Raw genomic sequence first — 17028 nt, forward strand, 5'->3', positions numbered from 1 at the left:
TGCTCTCCTGTCGCGTCAGTTGTTGCCGAGGTTGATCGGGGTGCGCCGTCGGGCCGCCACGCCCCGGGCGTACGCGGCCATCGCCGTGGCCACCTGGGCCGGGTCGCGGTACTCCGACCGTTGCTGTTGCTGCGGCACCGTCACGCCACCGGGCACGAGATGCCGCTGTGGTTGCCGCTTGGGCAGGCCGGACGTGGTGGTCGTGGCGACCTCCGGGGCGTGCGCGCGGGCCGCGGTGCGCCAGGCGTCGTCGGCCGGGCTGGCCCATTCCCGCCCGTCCTGCCCGTCGATGACGTCGGCGTGGAACCAGTGGTTGACCTGTTCGAAGATGAGCAGCTCCTCGGTGGGCGCGTCCCCCCGGTCCGGGGGCGGGGGAGCCGGTCGGAACACCGGCGCCGAGGGCACTGTCCGTTCGGCTGGTGGGCGTCCGGCGATGGGTTCGGGGCGCGGCTGGTACGGCGGTGGGGGGCCGGCGGTCCGGGCCGCACGCCGGGACAGGCGACCGGGGGCGAGCAGGTACTCCTCCGGTGGCAGTGACCGGATCATCGCGGCGGGCAGTGTCGCCTCGGCGAGGACGCCCCGCCGGGGGCCGCGCCGCAGTTGGACGGTGGCGCCCAGCCGGGCCGCGAGGTGACCGACGACGACGAGCCCCATCGCCCGTACGGCGGCGACGTCGATGGCAGGTGGGTGGGCCAGCAGTTCGTTGAGCTGGTCCATCCGCTGCGGGGAAAGCCCGACACCCTCGTCGCTGATCTGGATGATGACGCGGTCGCCCAGGCTCCGGCCGCTCACCCAGGTCTCGCTGCCCGGCGGCGAGTACGTCGTGGCGTTGTCCATGAGTTCGGCGAGCAGGTGTACGACCTCGTCGACGGTCTTGGCCGCCACGGCGACGTCGCCGTCGATCATGCCGAGCCGGATCCGGGCGTAGTGCTCGATCTGTGACAGCGCCGCCTGGAGCACCTGTTGCAGGGGGACGTCGTGCTGTCGTACGCGGCCGACACCGACACCGCCGAGCACCAGCAGGCTGGCGTTGATCCGTCCCATCCGGGTCGCCAGGTTGTCCAGTGTGTACAGCTGGTGTAGCCGGTCGGGGTCGGTCTCGTCCCGTTCGACCAGGTCGACCTGGGCCAGGACGGCGTCGACGAGTCGCTGTTCGCGGCGGCTCAGGTGGATGAAGATGTCTGCGGTGTTGGCGCGCATCACCGCCTGCCCGGCGGCGGTCCGGACGGCGGCCCGGTGCACGGCGCTGAACGCCTGGCCCAACTCGCCGATCTCGTCGTCGCTCGACGCGTCGAGTGCGACTGTGGACTGCTGGCGGGCCAGCTCGTCCGGGTCGACGGCGGCGCTTCCCGGCTGTTGGAGCTGGGCCACCACGGCGGGCAGCTGTTGGAATGCGACGGCGTTCGCGGCGTCCCGCAGGCGGCGCAGTCGCCGGGTGATCTGCCGGGCGACGGCCCAGGTCACCACTGCGGTGAGCACCAGTGCCAGCAGGACGCCCACCGCTTCGGCCACGGCCCGGCGGCGCTGGTCGGCGTGCGCGGCCCGGACGTCGTCGAGCACCGCGGCGTCGACGCGTGCCCGCAGGTCGGACAGGCGGGCGGCACGGGCCTGCGTGGTGGACACCCAGGCCTCGGTCGCCAGCCGCAGCGGTGTCCCGGGCTGTGCTCGGGACACGTCGTCCTGCATCCGTTGCAGCGCGAGCGCCTCCTTGCCGGTGCCGGCCTGCTCCCACCAGGTGTTCCAGTCCGGTGGGGCGAGGGCCAGGAACGACAGGCTCGACTCGGTGTAGCTCGTCCGGGCCGCGGTGATGTCCTGCTGCATGGCGGGCGTGAGTTCGCCCGCCACGACCGCGCGGAGCACGGCGACCTGCTGCTGGCCGATCGCCTCGGCCGTCTTCGACAGCGCCGCCGAGGCCCGGATCCCGTCGGCGAGCTGGGCGTTGACCACGCCGTGCGAGACGTTTTCCCGGAGGTTGATCAGGTCGGCGATGGCGATGCGGTAGCTGAAGGTCATCGCCGACACCGAGGCGTGCGCCGCGGTGCGGACCTGGGTGCGCAGCGGGGCGAGCCCGTCCAGGGCGGCGTCGATGCGGCGCAGTAGTGACTGGTTGGCGTTGGCGTCGGCGGGCAGCAGGTCACGTTGCCGGCGGTAGCGGGCGGTGGCGTCGTCGGTGGCTGCCATCTCCACACCGAACGCGTCCTGCTGCTCCGGAGCGGCGTAGGTGAGCAGGTCGGCCGCGGCGATGCGCTCGCGTTGCAGACGGTAGGCCAGGTCACCGGCCTCGGCGCCGACCTGTGCCAGGATCCGCAGGTCGTCGGCGCGGCCTGTCTGGCGCGCGCTCTCGGTGAGCGCGAGGCTGGCGAAGCCGATCACGGCGACGAGCGGTGCCGCGACGATGAGGCGCATCCGACCGGCAATCTTCCAGCCGCGCCGACGGGTCGGGTAGGGTCGGGCCTCGTGGGACCTCGTGCTCGACGCCAAGATTGACTCCCACGACTCGTCGATGACGGTCTATCCGCACCTTGCCAAATGCAAGTCCCATTCGGCCGGAACTGGCGCTCGTAGGCCAGACCTGACCGTGGTACAAACTGCCCGTACCAGCATCTGTACCCAGCGTCAGCGGGCGGTGACAGTGCGCGGCGTCACGGGATTGCGAGGTCAGCGCCGGTCGCCCCGGGGCCCTGTCGAAGCGTCGCGCTCGCGGTCGTCCGGTTCGGGTTGACCGTTGAGGACCTGGCCGATCAGCTCGCGCAGCTCGTCGATGGCGTCCACCACGGCACCGGGGTCGCTGGCGTCACGCCGACCGCGCTGACGTGGGACAGGCGGGTCCGAGCGTGCGGGTTCCGAGGATCGCGGACCGCGGCGACCGTCGGCCGCCAGCTGTTCGGCGGCGACCTGCGGCCACAGCGCCGCCAGCAGGCCGTCGGTGTCGAGTACGTCGTCGCAGCGCACCGCGAACTCGTGGCTGCCGAACCGGCGACCCGACTCCACCGCCGCGACCGTCTCCCGGCTGAACCGCACCCGATCGGCCAGCGCCCGCTGGGTCAGGCCACGTCGGAGGCGGCAGTTGCGCAGCTCCCACCGGAACCGCTCGCTGGCCGCGGGTTGAGCGGAGCTCGACGGCGATGTGTGCTCCATGCGCTCACCTTCGTGGCAACGGGGAATCGGCAGCGGACAGATCAAACCGTGTCGCTGCGCCGGGCATTCGTAGAGAGCAATTCTTAACCCAGGACGTGATGGGTGTGAAGACGTTGACCGACATGGATCGCACGGCAAAGCGTGAAAGGCGTGGGTCGGACCCCGTGCGGGCGTCGGGTCGGGGCGGGCGGAAGCAGCCGTACGACGTCTGTCCACGCCCGCGTCCGGATGCGCGACGGCACCTCCCGGTGCGTGCTCACTGTCCGCCGATGTACACCTCGGCGCTGGCCGCCTCTCGTGTCGCCGGCACGTCCGCTGGTGTCACGATGTCGATTGTCGCGCTCAACCCCTGATGGGCGCGAAACGCGACATTCGGTTTGTAGGAACGGCTGTGGCCGGGTGTCAGTCGTAGGCCGGGAATGGCCGCGGCGAGTCGGGTGAGGGCGGCCCGGGCCTCAAGTCGTGCCAGTCCCGCGCCTATGCAGAAATGTGCTCCATGGCCGAACGACAGGTGATCCCCGGCATCGGATCGGTGCGGGTCGAACCGGTCCGGATGGGCGAACACGGCGGGGTCCCGGTTGGCCGCACCGATCAGCAGCAGGCACCGCGCTCCAGCGGGAATGGTGACCTCTCCCAGCGTGACCTCCCGGCGCGTCACGCGGAGCCAGCCGTCGATGGCGGGCGCGAACCGGAGCGTCTCGGTGACGAAGGCGGGGACGAGCCCTGGGTCGGTGGCCATCGCCGACCATCGGTGCGGTGTGGACAGGGCCTGGTCGAGCGCGTGGGCGAGCAGTCCGGCAGTAGTCTCGTGGCCGGCTACCAGGAGATTGAACGCCAGGCTCGCCACCTCGGGCACCGTCAGTACGGCGTCGTCGTCGTCGCGGTAGGTCAGGGCCCGGCTGATGAAATCGTCGCCCCGGTGCCCGCTGTCCATCCGCTGGCGCACGAGATCCTGGCAGTAGTGCCAGAACTCCAGCAGGCCGCGCGCCAGACGTACCTGCTCGGCCGGGTCCGGTTGCCCCCAGATGAGAGCGATCTGACCGTCCGCCCACTGTCGGATCCGGGCGATGTCGGCGTCGGGTACGCCGAGGATGTCCAGGACCACGAGCAGGGGAAGCTCGGTGGCGAACTCGGCGACGAGGTCCACCTGGTCGCCCTGGCGGTCGACCAGCCGGGACACCAGCTGGTCGACCCGGCGGCGGACGATCGCGCCGTACTCGGCCTCGACCCGCTCGGGGGTGTTCGCGAAGGTGGCCCGCAGCGCCCGGCGGGTCCGGGGGTGCACCGGCGGGTCCGCCGCCGCCGTCGTGGGCGGCGCGTCGATCTGCGTGATCACGCTCATCGCCTCCGGGCAGACCTCGTAGACAGGTGCGAGGGTGAGGGCGTTGGCGAACGTCGAGGCGTCGCTGAGAGCCCGCCTGACGTCGGCGTGCCCGCTGATCAACCACATGCCCAGATCGTCGGCGTAGTGCACCCCGTCAGGATCGTCGAGAATGCGGCGCCACAATGCCGCCGGATCGTTGAGATAAGCTCCGGTGAACGGATTCAACCGCATGGAACGCCTCCTGATGCACGCGGCGCGAAACCGGCAGCGCGACTATTTGGCGAACCACGCCGATCGGGCCGACAATGTCACGCATCTGCCATGTCTCTTTACGGTCCGCTAATAGGCCGCGCAAGTCAAGATTGACGTACATCTAATTGATGGACGGTTATTTGCGTGCTGCAACGGATGGCTCATTCCCGGCCGGATGCAAGTTGCGAGCCGGTGCTTGCCCTGAGTTGATTCCAATGCGGCACTTCCCCCATGACCAGGAAACGACACCCGCTACGGCAGGTGACGGTGGTCGGTCACACGGAGCCGACTCAACGGAGAGACGACGCGGTGACCGACGTACCTGAAGGCACGCCGATCGACCGCGGAGGTTCCGGCCCGGCCGGAACCTCCGCGGTCGTCTGTCGGCGGCGACAGCCCGCCGCTGCCTCTGCCCGGTCAGGGCGCCCAGGGTGCGGCGATGGCCCAGGTGCTGTCGGCGGCCCACAACGCCGGCGTGTTGTACGCGTCGCCGCCCGTGCCGTTGCTGAGCCAGACCTCCGAGTCGTAGTGCCGCAGGTACCTGCCCCGGAAGTTGTACGACTCCAGTGACACACCCGAGCCGGTCAGTCCGACGCGCGCGCACCAGGTGGCGTCGGCGCGCATCAGCGCCGAGCCGTCGTCAGGCGAGTTGCGCACCCGGGAGTTCTGGTGGCGCAGGTACTGCCCGGGGAAGTTGACCGACTCGAACGAGTAGCAGCCGGTACCGGCCAGGCCGGCGCGGATGGTGTACGTGGCGTCGGCCTTGAGCAGGCTGGGGCTCGCGGCGTCGACGACCTCGGTGTACGCCAGGCTGTCCTGGTGGCGCAGGTAGCGGTTGGTGTAGCCGGGCGTGGTCACCTGTAGGGACCGCCGGGTCTCGACCGGCAGGGCGACGGGTGCCGAACTGCCGATGGTCTTCGACGCGTTGATCAGGGCGGTGTTGGCGGCGCGGACCCGCGCCTGGTCCATCTTGATCACCTGGCGGTCGTAGGTGACAAAGCCGTTCAGCTCGCCCTCCAGATCGGTGATCTCGGTGTAGACCGAGGCGCTGAGCCCCTTGCCGAGCATCAGGTTCTGGCTGCCCTGCACCAGCCCGACGTACCGGTCGGTGAGCGCTGTCGAACTGGCCTGCCACTCGTACGCGAAGAAGCTGCCGTTGGGGCTGTACTCGTGGCCCGGCGTGTGCAGGCCCAGGCCGCCGAACTCACCGAGCACGGCGATCCGGCTGCTCGACGGTACGGGGGAGTCCGGCCCGAGGTAGACGTGCCAGTCGTCGATGTCGCCGTTGCCGGGGTCGCCGAGCGACTGGCAGCAGTTGTGTCCGCTGTGCGGGTTGACCAGGCGTGTCGGATCCTGGTTCTTGATGTTCTGCGCGACCCGTCGCGTGTCGGCGAGGGACCGCTCGCCCCAGCCCTCGTTGTACGGGGTGTAGGCGACCACGGCGGGCGAGCTGCGGTGCTCGTCGACGATCTCGCGTGCCTCGGCCTCGAACTGCGCCTGCTGGGCGTCGGTGGGGTTGATGTCCTGCGCGGTCAGCGACGGGATGTCCTGCCAGACCAGCAGGCCGAGCCGGTCCGCGTGGTAGAACCAGCGCTGCGGTTCGACCTTGATGTGCTTGCGGACCATGTTGAAGCCCAGGTCCTTGTGCTTCTGCAGGTCGAAGGCGAGGGCGGCGTCGGTGGGCGCGGTGTAGAGCCCGTCCGGCCAGAATCCCTGGTCGAGGGTGCCGACCTGGAACACGAACTGGCCGTTGAGCTTGGGACGCAGCACTCCGTTCACCAGGCCGGTGGTGATCTCCCGCATGCCGAAGTAGTGAGTGGTCCGGTCCACGACGGCACCTGCGCCGTTGCGGAGGGTGACCCGGAGGTTGTAGAGGAACGGATCGTCGGGCGACCAGCGGCGCGCGTTGGGCACCGGCACGCTGAAGTCGGTGAAGCCGCCGGTGGCCGTACCCACCACTGTGCTTCCGTCGAGCGCCTCGGCGAGCACGCTGTGGCCGCTCACGTTTCCGCGGGTGAAGACCCGGACCCGCAGGGTGTTGGTGGTGAGGTTCGGGTAGACGTCCACGCTGCTGATGGAGGCGGTGGGCACCGGCTCCATCCACACGGTCTGCCAGATGCCCGAGCTGGGCGTGTAGAAGATCCCGCCGGGGGTCTTGGTCTGCTTGCCGATGGCGGGCAGGCTGCCGTTCTGCCGCGTGTCCGTGGGGTCCCAGACCTTGACGACGATCTCGTTGGTCCCGGCGGTGAGCTGGGGGGTCACGTCGAAGGTGAACGCGTCGTAGCCACCGGTGTGCGCGCCGACCCGTACGCCGTTGACCCAGACGGTGCTCTGCCAGTCGACGGCGCCGAAGTGCAGCAGGGTGCGCCGACCCGACCAGTTCGCGGGGATGGTGACGGTGCGCCGGTAGAACAGGTAGTTGCGGTTGTCGTTGGCGGCCCGCCCGATGCCGGACAGGGCACTCTCCACCGGGAAGGGCACGTTCACCCGCTCGGGCAGGGTGGTGCCGAACTGCGGGGCGTCGTCGGTGGCCGACTGGCGTAGCTGCCACTCGCCGTTGAGGTTGAGCCAGTCCGGCCTGGTCATCTGGGGTCGTGGGTATTCCGGCAGTGGTGTGCCGACCAGGGCCTGGCCGGTCCAGGGGGTGGTCAGTGGCGGTGTCTTGGCCGGCGCGGCGTGTGCCGCCCGGGTTGGCGCGGCGAGAACGCCGGCGACCAGGGCGAGGATGAGCAGCAGCGGCAGGGCGGGGCGGGTGGTGACCTGACGTGTCATGCCGTCTCCGGGGGGCGAGTCGCCACGGGCGGCGGTACGGCCATGCCCGAAGCGCGTGGGTGGTGGGCGTCGGCGATATTGACATGCATCATCGTCTGTATAACGTTATAGAGCCGCGCGGGCCGCCGCGTCAATCCTTGGTCATCGATGTACCGTCGCTCATCAGTCGAATTCGTGGAGGGTCGGCGGATGGCCGTCAGCCTGAAGGACATAGCCGAACGCGCGGGCGTCTCGCTGGCCACGGTCTCGAACGTGGTGAACGGATACCGGCCGGTGGGGGAGCGGACCCGGCAGCGCGTGCAGCAGGCGGTCGACGAACTCGGGTACAGCCCCAACCTCGGCGCCCGGCACCTCCGTCGGGGGCGTACCGGTCTGATCGCCCTTGCCGTCCCGGAACTGAACAACCCTTACTTCGCCGAACTCGCCGAGATCGCCATCGCCGAGGCCGCCGGGCTCGGCTACACGCTCGTCATGGAGAACACCGCCGCGGACCGGGACGCGGAGCTGGCGCTCCTCGGCGGCTCCCGGCGGCACATCATCGACGGCCTGATCCTCAGCCCGGTGCGGATCGGTCGGGAGGAGGTCCTGTCCCGGACCGCCGACAGTCCGCTCGTGCTGATCGGCGAGGGCGTGTACGACGTACCGCACGATCACATCGCCATCGACAACGTGGCCGCCAGCCACGCGGCGATCCAGCATCTCGTGACGATCGGTCGCCGCCGGATAGCGTTCATCGGCGCCACGCCGGGTGGTGACCGGCAGTCGGCGCACCTGCGGGTACGCGGCTACCGCGAAGCCCTCGCCGCCGCCGGCCTGCCGTACCGCCCACGGCTGGTCGCCCGCACCGACGCGTTCGGCCGACCCGACGGCATGCGGGCCATGCGTGAGCTGCTCTCGCTCGGTGAGCCACCGGACGCGGTGTTCGCCTACAACGACCTGGTCGCCGTCGGCGCGCTGCGGGCGTTGGCCGAGGCCGGCCACCGGGTGCCACAGGACGTGGCGGTGGTCGGCATCGACGATATCGAGGAGGGTCGGTTCAGTACGCCGACCCTCACCACCATCGCGCCTGACAAGAGGGAGATCGGCCGTCTGGCGGTGCGCCGCCTCATCGCCCGCATCGAGGGTGCGCAGGTCGCGGCGCCGCTGACCGTGCAGACGCCGTTCCGGCTCATCCGCAGGGAGAGCACCGGCACCACGGGCGGGTGACGACTACTCCAGGTGGAACGTGGCGGAAGCCCGCTCGGCGCTCGTGCCCACCGCCTCCACATAGAGCAGCCCGTCGCGGTGACGCACGTACCGCCCCGGGTAGTTCTGCGACTCCAGCGAGAGCCCGGCGCTGTCGGCGAGGCCGGACCGGCGCTGGAAGCTCGCGTCCCCGCCGAAGAGGGACGACCCGTCGCTCCTCTCGACGTACAGGGCGAAGCCCCTGTGGCGCAGGTAGTAGCCCGGGAAGTTGGTCGACTCCAGCGACACCGTGCCGCCACCGGCGAGGCCGTTGACGATCCGGAACTGTGAGTCGGCCAGGTTGGCCACGTTCGGCTCGATCCGGGCCCGGTAGTCGTAGTGCCTGATGTAGCTGCTGGTCAGATCATGTGACCGCAGCCGTACCGGTGTGGCTCCGTCGGGCACCGGGATGCCGAAGTTCGGCGTGCCGTCGGCGTTCCAGTACACCTTCTGGAGCCTGGTCCGCCGGTTCGGGTCGTTGAGCGGATCGCCGCTGATGTCCCGGTAGTTACGGTCGTGATAGACCAGGATGTCGCTCTGCCCGTCCTCCGAGACGGTGAACGAGTTGTGGCCGGGGCCGTACTGGCCGGTCGCCGCGTTGCTGGTGAACACCGGAGTGGGGCTCTTGCTCCAGGAGGCGGCGTCGAGCAGGTTCGCGGTGGCGGCGGCGCTCAGCATCCCGAGGCAGTAGTTGGCGTCCGTTGCGCTGGCCGAGTAGGTCAGGAAGAGGCGGCCGTTGCGTTGGACCACACTGGGGCCCTCGGCGACCCGGTAGCCGCGGGTCTCCCAGTCGTACGTCGGCACGACGAGCCGGGTCACCGTGCCCGTGATCTGCCACGGGTTGGCGCCCATCCGGGCGAGGTAGACGTTGGAGTTCGTCGAGATGCCCGGCTCCTGCTGCGCCCAGGTCAGATAACGCACCCCGTTGGCCACGAAGGTCGAGGCGTCCAGGCTGAAGGTGTCCCAGGGGGTCGTGATCCGGCCGCGTTCGGTCCACGAACCGGTGAGCGGGTTCGGGTTCGCGTTCTCCAGCACGTACATCCGGATCCGCCAGACGTCGTCGGTCCGGCCCGCGGCGAAGTAGACGTACCACCTGTTGTTTATGAAATGGATCTCCGGCGCCCAGATGTGGGCGCCCATCTCCCCGCTGGTGTGCCGGGACCAGATGGTCGTCTCCGCCGCTGTGGCGAGCCCCTGCAGCGTGGTCGCCCGTCGCAGTACGAGTCGGTCGTACTGCGGCACCGTCGCGGTCATGTAGTAGTAGCCGTCGGTGTGCCTGACGATGTGCGGGTCGGCCCGTTGGTTCACCAGTGGGTTGGTGTAGGCGACCGCCGGCGCCGCGTGCGCCGGCCCGGCCACCGGGAGGCCTGCCGACACGGCGAGCACGACGAGCATCGCGGCCAGGATCGGTCGGAGGCGTCGGGGGCTGTGACGGCCGACGCGCTCCGTTCCGATGGCGCGGCGGTTGGCTGGACCGTCCGGGTGCGGTGGCATCAGTCCTCCGGAGGGTGTGGAGCGCGGGAGACGCGGTCCCAGTGTTGGCGCTAACATCGACGAAAGTCAAGATAAGGGCACGGCGACGCGCCCCGTCCGGTGTGGACGGGGCGCGTCGTCGTGTCAGCCGGGGACCGGCCGGTCCTCGTCGATGGTCGGCTCCGGGGCGGTGGCCACCTCGATGCGGGGCGACCGGTCCGGCGGCAGGTGGGCGAGGTCGGCGATCACGACGACGTCCACCTCCCCGTCGATCATCGCCTGTTCGACAGTTTCCCACGGTGCCCGGACGATCCCGTTCGATCGGTAGTCGTGCCGGCGGAGGTGGGTGAGACACGCCGCGACGGCGGGCTCCGACGGCTCGATGTCGGCGGGGATCCAGATAACGGCGATTTCCATGACTTTCTCCTGATCAACGTCGTGGACGCGGGTGGGTGATCAGGAGTTGCCGGGGCGGGGGAGGACCCCGCTCCACGGGGCGGCTGGCAGCGCGCATGTCGACGGCGGCGACAGCGCGCCCCCGCCACAGCGGCGAGCTGGGCGGCGGGTCTTCGGTGGTCGATGTCGCGGGATCGGCGCCGCTGACGCCGGTGGCCGCGGTGACGGACGCCAGCGACCGTACGAGCGCGGGCAGCCCCGGCACGGGTCGGGCGGGCGGGGTGGGCGCGGGAGTCCTGGCAGCGGCCACCCGCTTTTTCGCGGGCACACGACCCTCGCGGGCGCGGGACACCGCCGCTGTCGCGGAGGGCGCAGGCGACGACAGCGCCGCGGTACGGCCCTTGGAGGCGGACGGGACGGGTGCGGCTGTCGGTCGGGGCGACGGCCGGGTCCTGGGCGGTCTGGTCGGTACCGCGACGGGCGGCGTGACCGACGTCGGCCTCGGGGCGGTGGTCGTGGGCCGGGGAACGGCCGAGGGCAACGGGACGGCCGACGGCAGTGCGATGGCCGACGGCAGCGGGATGGGGACCGTCAGCGGCGTCTCGACCACGTCCGGCACCAGCGCCTTGATGATCTTCGGCGGGGTGGCGGCCCGCGCCGGCGGGGGACCGGCCGGCAACGGCAGCGGCTCGGCGCCGGCGGGGTCGGCGCCGACGGCCGCGCCGAGCGCCGCCGCCCCGAGGGCCGCCGCGGGCAGGCAGTACCGCAGACGCATCAGTCGAGAGCCGGTGACAGTCGGGTCAAGGGGTACGCGCACTCCGATCCACCCTGTCGGTGCCGCCCGCCGAGCACCTGCTCGTCGCCACGCCGTCGCACCCATGGGTGGTTCTTGCCCCTCGGACGCGGGGGCTACACCTCGCATCGATGTGTCCGGGCAGCGGGCGGCACCCCGGCGTGAGCAGCAAGCGACAGGCGCGAGGGCCGACGATCGCCGACAATGGCGGACGTGGCACCTGCCTTCGTCCTGCACCACCACCGCAAACCACGACCGCACTTCGACCTGCGGCTGGAGGAGAACGGTGTGCTGCGCTCCTGGGCGGTGCCTCGCGGACTGCCGGCAAGTCCCCGCGACAACAGGCTCGCGATCGCCGTACCCGACCACCACCTCGACCATCTGACCTACGAGGACGCCGACAAGTCGATCGCCGACATCGGCACCTGGGAGGAGCACGACCGCACCGACCGCAGGATGCTGTTCACGTTGCACGGCCGCACCGGCCGTCGGCGGTACGCGCTCATCCGGACCGGCGAGGGATGGCTGCTCCACCTGACGAAGGAGCAGCCACCGGACGAGCCTGGATAGAAGCGTCCCTCACACCCGCGCGGGAGCGCCCTCGGCACCGAACCACCTGGTCAACGCCATGGTGAGCGTCTCCTGATCCTCGCCGACCCACGCGACGTGCCCGTCCGGCCGCAGCAGCGCCGCTGGCACGTCCAGTTCCTCGCTCGTGTCGACGACGTGGTCGACCCGATCGGTCCAGCCGTTGACCGAGAGTCGCCCCGTCTGGTCGAGCAGGAGCCCGCTGCCGGTACGCATCAGCTCGAACAGTCGCCCCTGCTTCACCTGGACGTCGCGCAGGCGCCGCCCCAGCAGGGCGTGCCCCTCCCCGAAGTCGTACCGGACACCTATCGCCGTGATCTTCTCGATCAGGAACCTGTTGACGTCCTCGAAGTCCATGAGCTGCGCCACCAACCGTCGGACCGCCTGCGGCCCGGGCTCGTTGGTCGTCAGCTCCATCTGGGCGCGGGTGTTGTCCAGCACGTCGGCGGCCACCGGATGCCGCTCGGACTCGTAGCTGTCCAGCAGGTCGTCGGGCGCCCAGCCGGCGACTGTCGCGGCCAGCTTCCAACCCAGGTTGAACGCGTCCTGGATCCCGAGGTTGAGCCCCTGCCCGCCCATCGGCGGATGGACGTGCGCGGCGTCCCCGGCCAGAAACACCCGGCCGGCCCGGTAGCGCTCGGCCTGCCGGGTCGCGTCGCCGAAGCGCGACAGCCAGCGGGGGGAGTGCGCGCCGAAGTCGGTGCCGGCGTACCTGCGCAACTGCCTCGTGAACTCCTCGAACGTGGGCGGCACCGAGCGGTCCTCGGCCACACCCTCCGCCGGTACGACAACCCGGAACACCCCCGGTCGACCGGAGGGGCCGATACCGAACCGCTTCTCGGTCTTGCGCACCTCGGTCATCACCGCCGTGGTCTCGTCCAGAGACGCTGTCACCTCCATCTCGCCCAGCAGAGTGTCGATCGTCGACGGCTCGCCCGGGAATCCGATGCCGGCCAGTTTCCGAACCGTGCTGCGCCCACCGTCACAGCCGACGACATACCGGGCCCGGAACGTCGTAGGGGTTGCGTCCGCGACGTGCACCGTCACCCGGTCGGCGTCCTGCTCCAGCCCGACCACCGCACCACCGCGCCGGATCTCCGCGCCGACGTCGGCCGCGTGTTCGGCGAGCAGTCGGTCGGTGAGCGTCTGCGCGATGCCGAGTACGTACCCGTGGGCGGTGTCCAGGCCGGCCGGAGCGGGTTTCTCGATCCCCGCGAAGAATCCTCGAACGCCGCCGGCGGTGATCGGATACGTCTTGCCGTTCTCCAGGAACCGCTCCAGCAGGCCTCGCTGATCCAGCACCTCGATACTGCGGACGTGCAGCCCGAGCGACCGCACGAACGGCGGCGGCTCCACCTCCTTCTCCACCACGAGCACGGTGACGCCCCGCAGCCTCAATTCGCTCGCCAACATCATTCCGGTCGGCCCGCCACCGACGATGATCACGTCGAACACGCAATTCCCCATGTCTGCCGATTTTCGCGGTCGGCCGACGATTGTGCGCCACAACCGGGGTCTTGCCACAAGCCCCGGTATGCGGTATATGTTGAAAGTGGCAAGGAGTTCCCCTCCTTGCCTTTGCTGTTTCCGGGGGCCCGTGCTGTTTCCCGGGCCTGTGCTGTTCCCCGGCCCGGCCGGCCCGGCCCGGACGTGGCGCCGGAGCGCCGCGCGGGTCAGGCGACCCGGTGGGCGTGCTCGTCCGGCGTCGACGGCGGTTGCTGCTGCCAGGGGTCCCCGGTGGCGCCGTCGGCGAGGTGCCGTTCGTAGCTGCTCACCTTGGTGTCGATGAGGGCGAGACAGTCGCCCAGCTGCGCGAGTTGCTCGGTGACCCGGCGCCGATGCTCGCGGAGCAGCTGGAGTCGTTCGACCTCGTTGCCGTCGCCCTCACGGACGAGCTGGGCCAGGCGGGCGATCGTCGTGAGCGGCATGCCGGAGGCCCGGAACTTCACGCAGTTCGCCAGCCACTCGACGTCCCAGGCGCGGTAGACCCGCCTGCCTGACGCGTCACGCCGCACGTCGCTGGCCAACAGTCCCTTTCGCTCGTAGAGCCGCAGGGTGTGCACGCTCAATCCCGTACGCTGCGCCACCTGTCCGATGCTCAGGTCCCGGTCCGCCACACCGTCGACAGTAGTCAGTTGACCTAGACCTCGGTCCAGCACCTAGCGTCCGCGGCATGACCAGTCACACGACGCACACGCCGTTCGGCGCCCACAGCACGGCCGGTGACGTCCTCGCCGGAATCGACCTCACCGGCACGATCGCCGTCGTCACGGGTGGCTCGTCCGGTCTCGGTCTCGCCACGACCCTCGCCCTCGCCCGGGCCGGCGCCCGGGTCGTCGTACCGGCACGGCGGCCGGACGTCGCGCAGCGGGCGCTCGCCGGTGTGACAGGGGTCGAGGTCGACCAGCTCGACCTTGCCGACCTCGACTCGGTCCACGCGTTCGCCGAACGTTTCCTGAGCAGGCATCGTGCCCTGGACATCCTCATCACGAGCGCCGGGATCATGGCCTGCCCACTGACCCGGGTGGGCCCCGGGTGGGAGGCGCACTTCGCGACCAACCACCTCGGCCACCACGCATTGACGAACCTGCTGTGGCCGGCGCTCACCACTCCCGGTGCGGCCCGTGTCGTCTCGGTCAGCTCCGGGCGCAACCCGACCTGGCGTATCCGGTGGGACGACGTGCAGTTCGAGCGCGGCTACGACAAGTGGGAGGCGTACACCCAGTCAAAGTTCGCGAACATCCTGTTCGCGCGCCACCTCGACCTGCTCGGCAGGCCGCACGGGGTCCGCGCCTTCTCGGTCAACCCCGGCTGGATCCTCACCGGCCTGCAACGACACCTCGACGTCGAGGAGATGGTCGCCGCCGGCTGGATCGACACGCACGGGACGCCCCGACCGGGCCTGTTCAAGACCGCCGAGCAGGGCGCGGCGACGCAGGTGTGGGCCGCCACGTCACCGCAGCTCGCCGCGAACGGCGGCGAGTACTGCGTGGACTGCCGGATCGCCGGAAGCGCCCCCACCGATAGCGGTGACGCGGCCCGCCTCTGGTCGCTCTCGGCGGACCTGACAGGTCTCGACCTCATCGGCAGAGGCTGAGCGTCCTTGGCGCACCGCCAGACCGCCTGACCGTACGGAGGCCGGCGGTCGTGGGGATCGGGGCGCCGCGCCGTCGAGCGCCTGTCAGGTCCGTTTCCGGAACGGGGCGAGGGTGGCCCGGATGTGATCGGCCGCGCCCCAGTCGTCGTCGAACTGGGCGAGCACGGCGAGGTGTTGGCGCAGTTGGACGATCGGCATGCGAGCCCGCCAGTCCTCGTCGAGCGCGGTCAGCTCCGCGTAGACCTCGAAGAACCGCTGTGCCTCCGGTGGGGGCGAGGTGGACCACACGTGGGCGAGGTCGACCTCGGCCCAGGTGTAGGACACGGCCGGGTCGATGAGCGCGGGCCGTCCGTCCGGCGTGGCGAGGATGTTCTGCGCCCACAGGTCGCCGTGCGTCAGACACGCCGGCCGGTCCGGCAGCAGGTCGGGCAGCCTGTGACACAGCCGCTCCAACGCGGCCCGGTCCGCGGCGTCCAGTGCCGCCTCGACGCGAGGCTGCCCGAGCCACCGGAGCAGCCGATGCTGGGCGAAGAACGCGAAGCCGTCGTCATTCCAGGTGTTGATCTGCCGGCGGCGGCCCAGCCAGTTGTCGTGGTGCCAGCCGAAGCGGGCATGGGTCGTACCCATGTGCATACGGGCCAACTCGTGCGCGAACCGCTCCCAGAAGGCCTCGCTGCGCGGCCTGGGCTCCAGCAGGGACAGCACGAGCAGTTCGCGTTCGGCCAGGATCACCTCCGGGGTCGCCACCCTGCCCAGTTCACGCAGCGCGGCCAGCCCTTCGGCCTCCGCGACGAAGACGTCGTCGCCCGGCGCCTCGGCGAAGGCCTTGACGAACACCGGCGGCCCGTCCCGTCGCGTGGCGGTGCCGGCGAGCGCCGCGAGCCCGCCCGACGCCGGCTCCACTGTGACGATCTCCCGCATCCCCGCCCGGAGCAGGCGTTCCCGCAGCAACGTGGTCGAGCGCATCAGGATGGGTCTCCTCCGCTCCCGGGTGCCAGTGGTGGCCTCGGCGGTGCCGAGAGGCGCACCGGCCGACGAGGAGGTCACCGTATCCGGCCCACCGCCATCGTGATCACCCGACCTTGATGATCGTCTTGCCGGGCGTACGGCGGTCGCGGGCGAACGCGGCGGGCGCTTCGGCAAGTGGTCGCTCGGCACCGACGATGGGCTTGAGCCGCCCGCTCCGGACGCGCTCGGCAAGGTCGGTGAGCCGGGCGCGATCGGGTTCGACGACGAAGAAGACGGCCCGTCCGTTCCTCGGCTGCACGGTCGGTGGCGTGGCGATGGTGACGACCGTGCCGCCCGGGCGTACCAGCGCCGTCGATCGTTCGAGGATGTCCCCGCCGATGACGTCGAACACCACATCCACCTCGCCGACGTCCCGCAGGTCGTCGGCGCCCAGGTCGAGGAAGGTGTGCGCGCCCAGGGCCAGCGCGAGGTCACGGTCGCCGGCTCGTCCGGCACCGATCACGTGGGCGCCCACCTCCCGCGCGAGCTGCACGGCGATCGAGCCGACCCCGCCGGTGGCGCCGTGCACCAGGACGGTCTGACCGGTGGTGAGGCGGCCGTGGTCGAAGAGCCCCTGCCAGGCGGTCAGCCCGGAGATGGGCAGCGTGGCGGCCACGGTGTGGTCGATGTCGGCCGCGAGGGGGGCCAGGTTGCGCGCCTCCACCGCTGTGTACTCGGCAAGCGACCCGTTGCGGGCCCAGTCGGTCAGCCCGAACACCCGTTGACCCACGGTGAGGCCCGTGGTTCCGTAGCCCAGCTCGGCCACGACTCCGGACAGCTCGTGCCCGGGGATGGTGGGCGTCCGGTCCCGGCCGGCCCGATCGGTCCAGGTGGCGGGCCAGTCGAGTTCGCCGGGCGTGAACCCGGCGGCGTGCACCCGGACGATGACGTCGTTCTCCGCGGCGTGGGGATACGGCATGTCGGTGAGGGTGAGACCACTGACACCCGCGTCCCGGTCTCGCA

14 protein-coding genes are annotated in these 17028 nt (G+C 70.7%); 3 read left to right on the forward strand and 11 right to left on the reverse strand.

Features of this window, described 5'->3' with window-relative positions:
* Window positions 1–15 precede the first annotated feature (15 nt).
* The 4 genes from AB0N27_RS05100 to AB0N27_RS05115 form a co-directional block, all read right to left on the reverse strand.
* Window positions 16–2406 carry a nitrate- and nitrite sensing domain-containing protein gene (locus AB0N27_RS05100; protein ID WP_364363330.1) on the reverse strand — a complete coding sequence of 797 codons (2391 nt, stop codon included), beginning with the start codon at window positions 2404–2406 and terminating at the stop codon, window positions 16–18.
* 252 nt (window positions 2407–2658) lie between these two features.
* Window positions 2659–3138, reverse strand: coding sequence for a helix-turn-helix transcriptional regulator (locus AB0N27_RS05105; protein ID WP_364363333.1), 480 nt, complete (start codon window positions 3136–3138; stop codon window positions 2659–2661).
* 256 nt (window positions 3139–3394) lie between these two features.
* Entirely contained in the window at window positions 3395–4693 is a 1299-nt protein-coding gene (locus AB0N27_RS05110) for a cytochrome P450 (protein WP_364363336.1), read from the reverse strand.
* 438 nt (window positions 4694–5131) lie between these two features.
* Window positions 5132–7486, reverse strand: a complete 2355-nt coding sequence (locus AB0N27_RS05115; RefSeq protein WP_364363339.1) for an AbfB domain-containing protein — start codon at window positions 7484–7486, stop codon at window positions 5132–5134.
* A gap of 189 nt (window positions 7487–7675) precedes the next feature.
* On the opposite strand from AB0N27_RS05115, the gene AB0N27_RS05120 reads away from it, so the two are divergent.
* Window positions 7676–8692 (forward strand): LacI family DNA-binding transcriptional regulator, encoded by a 1017-nt coding sequence (locus AB0N27_RS05120; RefSeq protein ID WP_364363342.1) that lies wholly within the window; start codon window positions 7676–7678, stop codon window positions 8690–8692.
* A gap of 3 nt (window positions 8693–8695) precedes the next feature.
* On the opposite strand, the gene AB0N27_RS05125 is transcribed toward AB0N27_RS05120, so the two are convergent.
* The 3 genes from AB0N27_RS05125 to AB0N27_RS05135 form a co-directional block, all read right to left on the reverse strand.
* Window positions 8696–10105 (reverse strand): family 43 glycosylhydrolase, encoded by a 1410-nt coding sequence (locus AB0N27_RS05125; RefSeq protein ID WP_364363345.1) that lies wholly within the window; start codon window positions 10103–10105, stop codon window positions 8696–8698.
* A 222-nt stretch (window positions 10106–10327) separates the two neighbouring features.
* Window positions 10328–10600 carry a hypothetical protein gene (locus AB0N27_RS05130; RefSeq protein ID WP_364363347.1) on the reverse strand — a complete coding sequence of 91 codons (273 nt, stop codon included), beginning with the start codon at window positions 10598–10600 and terminating at the stop codon, window positions 10328–10330.
* A gap of 13 nt (window positions 10601–10613) precedes the next feature.
* Window positions 10614–11396 (reverse strand): hypothetical protein, encoded by a 783-nt coding sequence (locus AB0N27_RS05135; protein ID WP_364363350.1) that lies wholly within the window; start codon window positions 11394–11396, stop codon window positions 10614–10616.
* 180 nt (window positions 11397–11576) lie between these two features.
* On the opposite strand from AB0N27_RS05135, the gene AB0N27_RS05140 reads away from it, so the two are divergent.
* The gene (locus AB0N27_RS05140; RefSeq protein WP_364363353.1) at window positions 11577–11942 is read left to right on the forward strand and encodes a DNA polymerase ligase N-terminal domain-containing protein; all 366 of its coding nucleotides are present in this window, start codon (window positions 11577–11579) and stop codon (window positions 11940–11942) included.
* 9 nt (window positions 11943–11951) lie between these two features.
* Here the strand turns inward: AB0N27_RS05140 and rox are convergent, their stop codons facing one another.
* Entirely contained in the window at window positions 11952–13415 is a 1464-nt protein-coding gene (gene rox / locus AB0N27_RS05145) for a rifampin monooxygenase (protein ID WP_364363356.1), read from the reverse strand.
* A 218-nt stretch (window positions 13416–13633) separates the two neighbouring features.
* The gene (locus AB0N27_RS05150; protein ID WP_364363359.1) at window positions 13634–14047 is read right to left on the reverse strand and encodes a MerR family transcriptional regulator; all 414 of its coding nucleotides are present in this window, start codon (window positions 14045–14047) and stop codon (window positions 13634–13636) included.
* An 86-nt stretch (window positions 14048–14133) separates the two neighbouring features.
* Between AB0N27_RS05150 and AB0N27_RS05155 the strand changes: the two genes are divergently transcribed.
* Entirely contained in the window at window positions 14134–15057 is a 924-nt protein-coding gene (locus tag AB0N27_RS05155) for an oxidoreductase (RefSeq protein ID WP_364363362.1), read from the forward strand.
* A gap of 84 nt (window positions 15058–15141) precedes the next feature.
* Here the strand turns inward: AB0N27_RS05155 and AB0N27_RS05160 are convergent, their stop codons facing one another.
* Window positions 15142–16023, reverse strand: coding sequence for a fructosamine kinase family protein (locus AB0N27_RS05160; protein WP_364363365.1), 882 nt, complete (start codon window positions 16021–16023; stop codon window positions 15142–15144).
* A 106-nt stretch (window positions 16024–16129) separates the two neighbouring features.
* On the reverse strand, window positions 16130–16984 hold the full coding sequence (locus AB0N27_RS05165; protein WP_364363367.1) for an NADP-dependent oxidoreductase: 855 nt from the start codon (window positions 16982–16984) through the stop codon (window positions 16130–16132).
* Window positions 16985–17028: the final 44 nt, after the last annotated feature.

The organism is Micromonospora sp. NPDC093244 (assembly GCF_040683695.1).
Taxonomy (GTDB): Bacteria; Actinomycetota; Actinomycetes; order Mycobacteriales; family Micromonosporaceae; genus Micromonospora.

Excerpts from the sequence above, each read along its gene's own strand:
- AB0N27_RS05160 (WP_364363365.1), bottom strand. The coding sequence starts at position 16,023 with ATGCGCTCGACCACGTTGCTGCGGGAACGCCTGCTCCGGGCGGGGATG.
- AB0N27_RS05140 (WP_364363353.1), top strand. The coding sequence starts at position 11,577 with ATGGCGGACGTGGCACCTGCCTTCGTCCTGCACCACCACCGCAAACCA.
- AB0N27_RS05155 (WP_364363362.1), top strand. The coding sequence starts at position 14,134 with ATGACCAGTCACACGACGCACACGCCGTTCGGCGCCCACAGCACGGCC.
- AB0N27_RS05165 (WP_364363367.1), bottom strand. The coding sequence starts at position 16,984 with ATGCCGTATCCCCACGCCGCGGAGAACGACGTCATCGTCCGGGTGCAC.
- AB0N27_RS05110 (WP_364363336.1), bottom strand. The coding sequence starts at position 4,693 with ATGCGGTTGAATCCGTTCACCGGAGCTTATCTCAACGATCCGGCGGCA.
- AB0N27_RS05100 (WP_364363330.1), bottom strand. The coding sequence starts at position 2,406 with ATGCGCCTCATCGTCGCGGCACCGCTCGTCGCCGTGATCGGCTTCGCC.
- AB0N27_RS05115 (WP_364363339.1), bottom strand. The coding sequence starts at position 7,486 with ATGACACGTCAGGTCACCACCCGCCCCGCCCTGCCGCTGCTGCTCATC.
- AB0N27_RS05125 (WP_364363345.1), bottom strand. The coding sequence starts at position 10,105 with ATGCTCGTCGTGCTCGCCGTGTCGGCAGGCCTCCCGGTGGCCGGGCCG.
- AB0N27_RS05105 (WP_364363333.1), bottom strand. The coding sequence starts at position 3,138 with ATGGAGCACACATCGCCGTCGAGCTCCGCTCAACCCGCGGCCAGCGAG.
- AB0N27_RS05130 (WP_364363347.1), bottom strand. The coding sequence starts at position 10,600 with ATGGAAATCGCCGTTATCTGGATCCCCGCCGACATCGAGCCGTCGGAG.
- AB0N27_RS05120 (WP_364363342.1), top strand. The coding sequence starts at position 7,676 with ATGGCCGTCAGCCTGAAGGACATAGCCGAACGCGCGGGCGTCTCGCTG.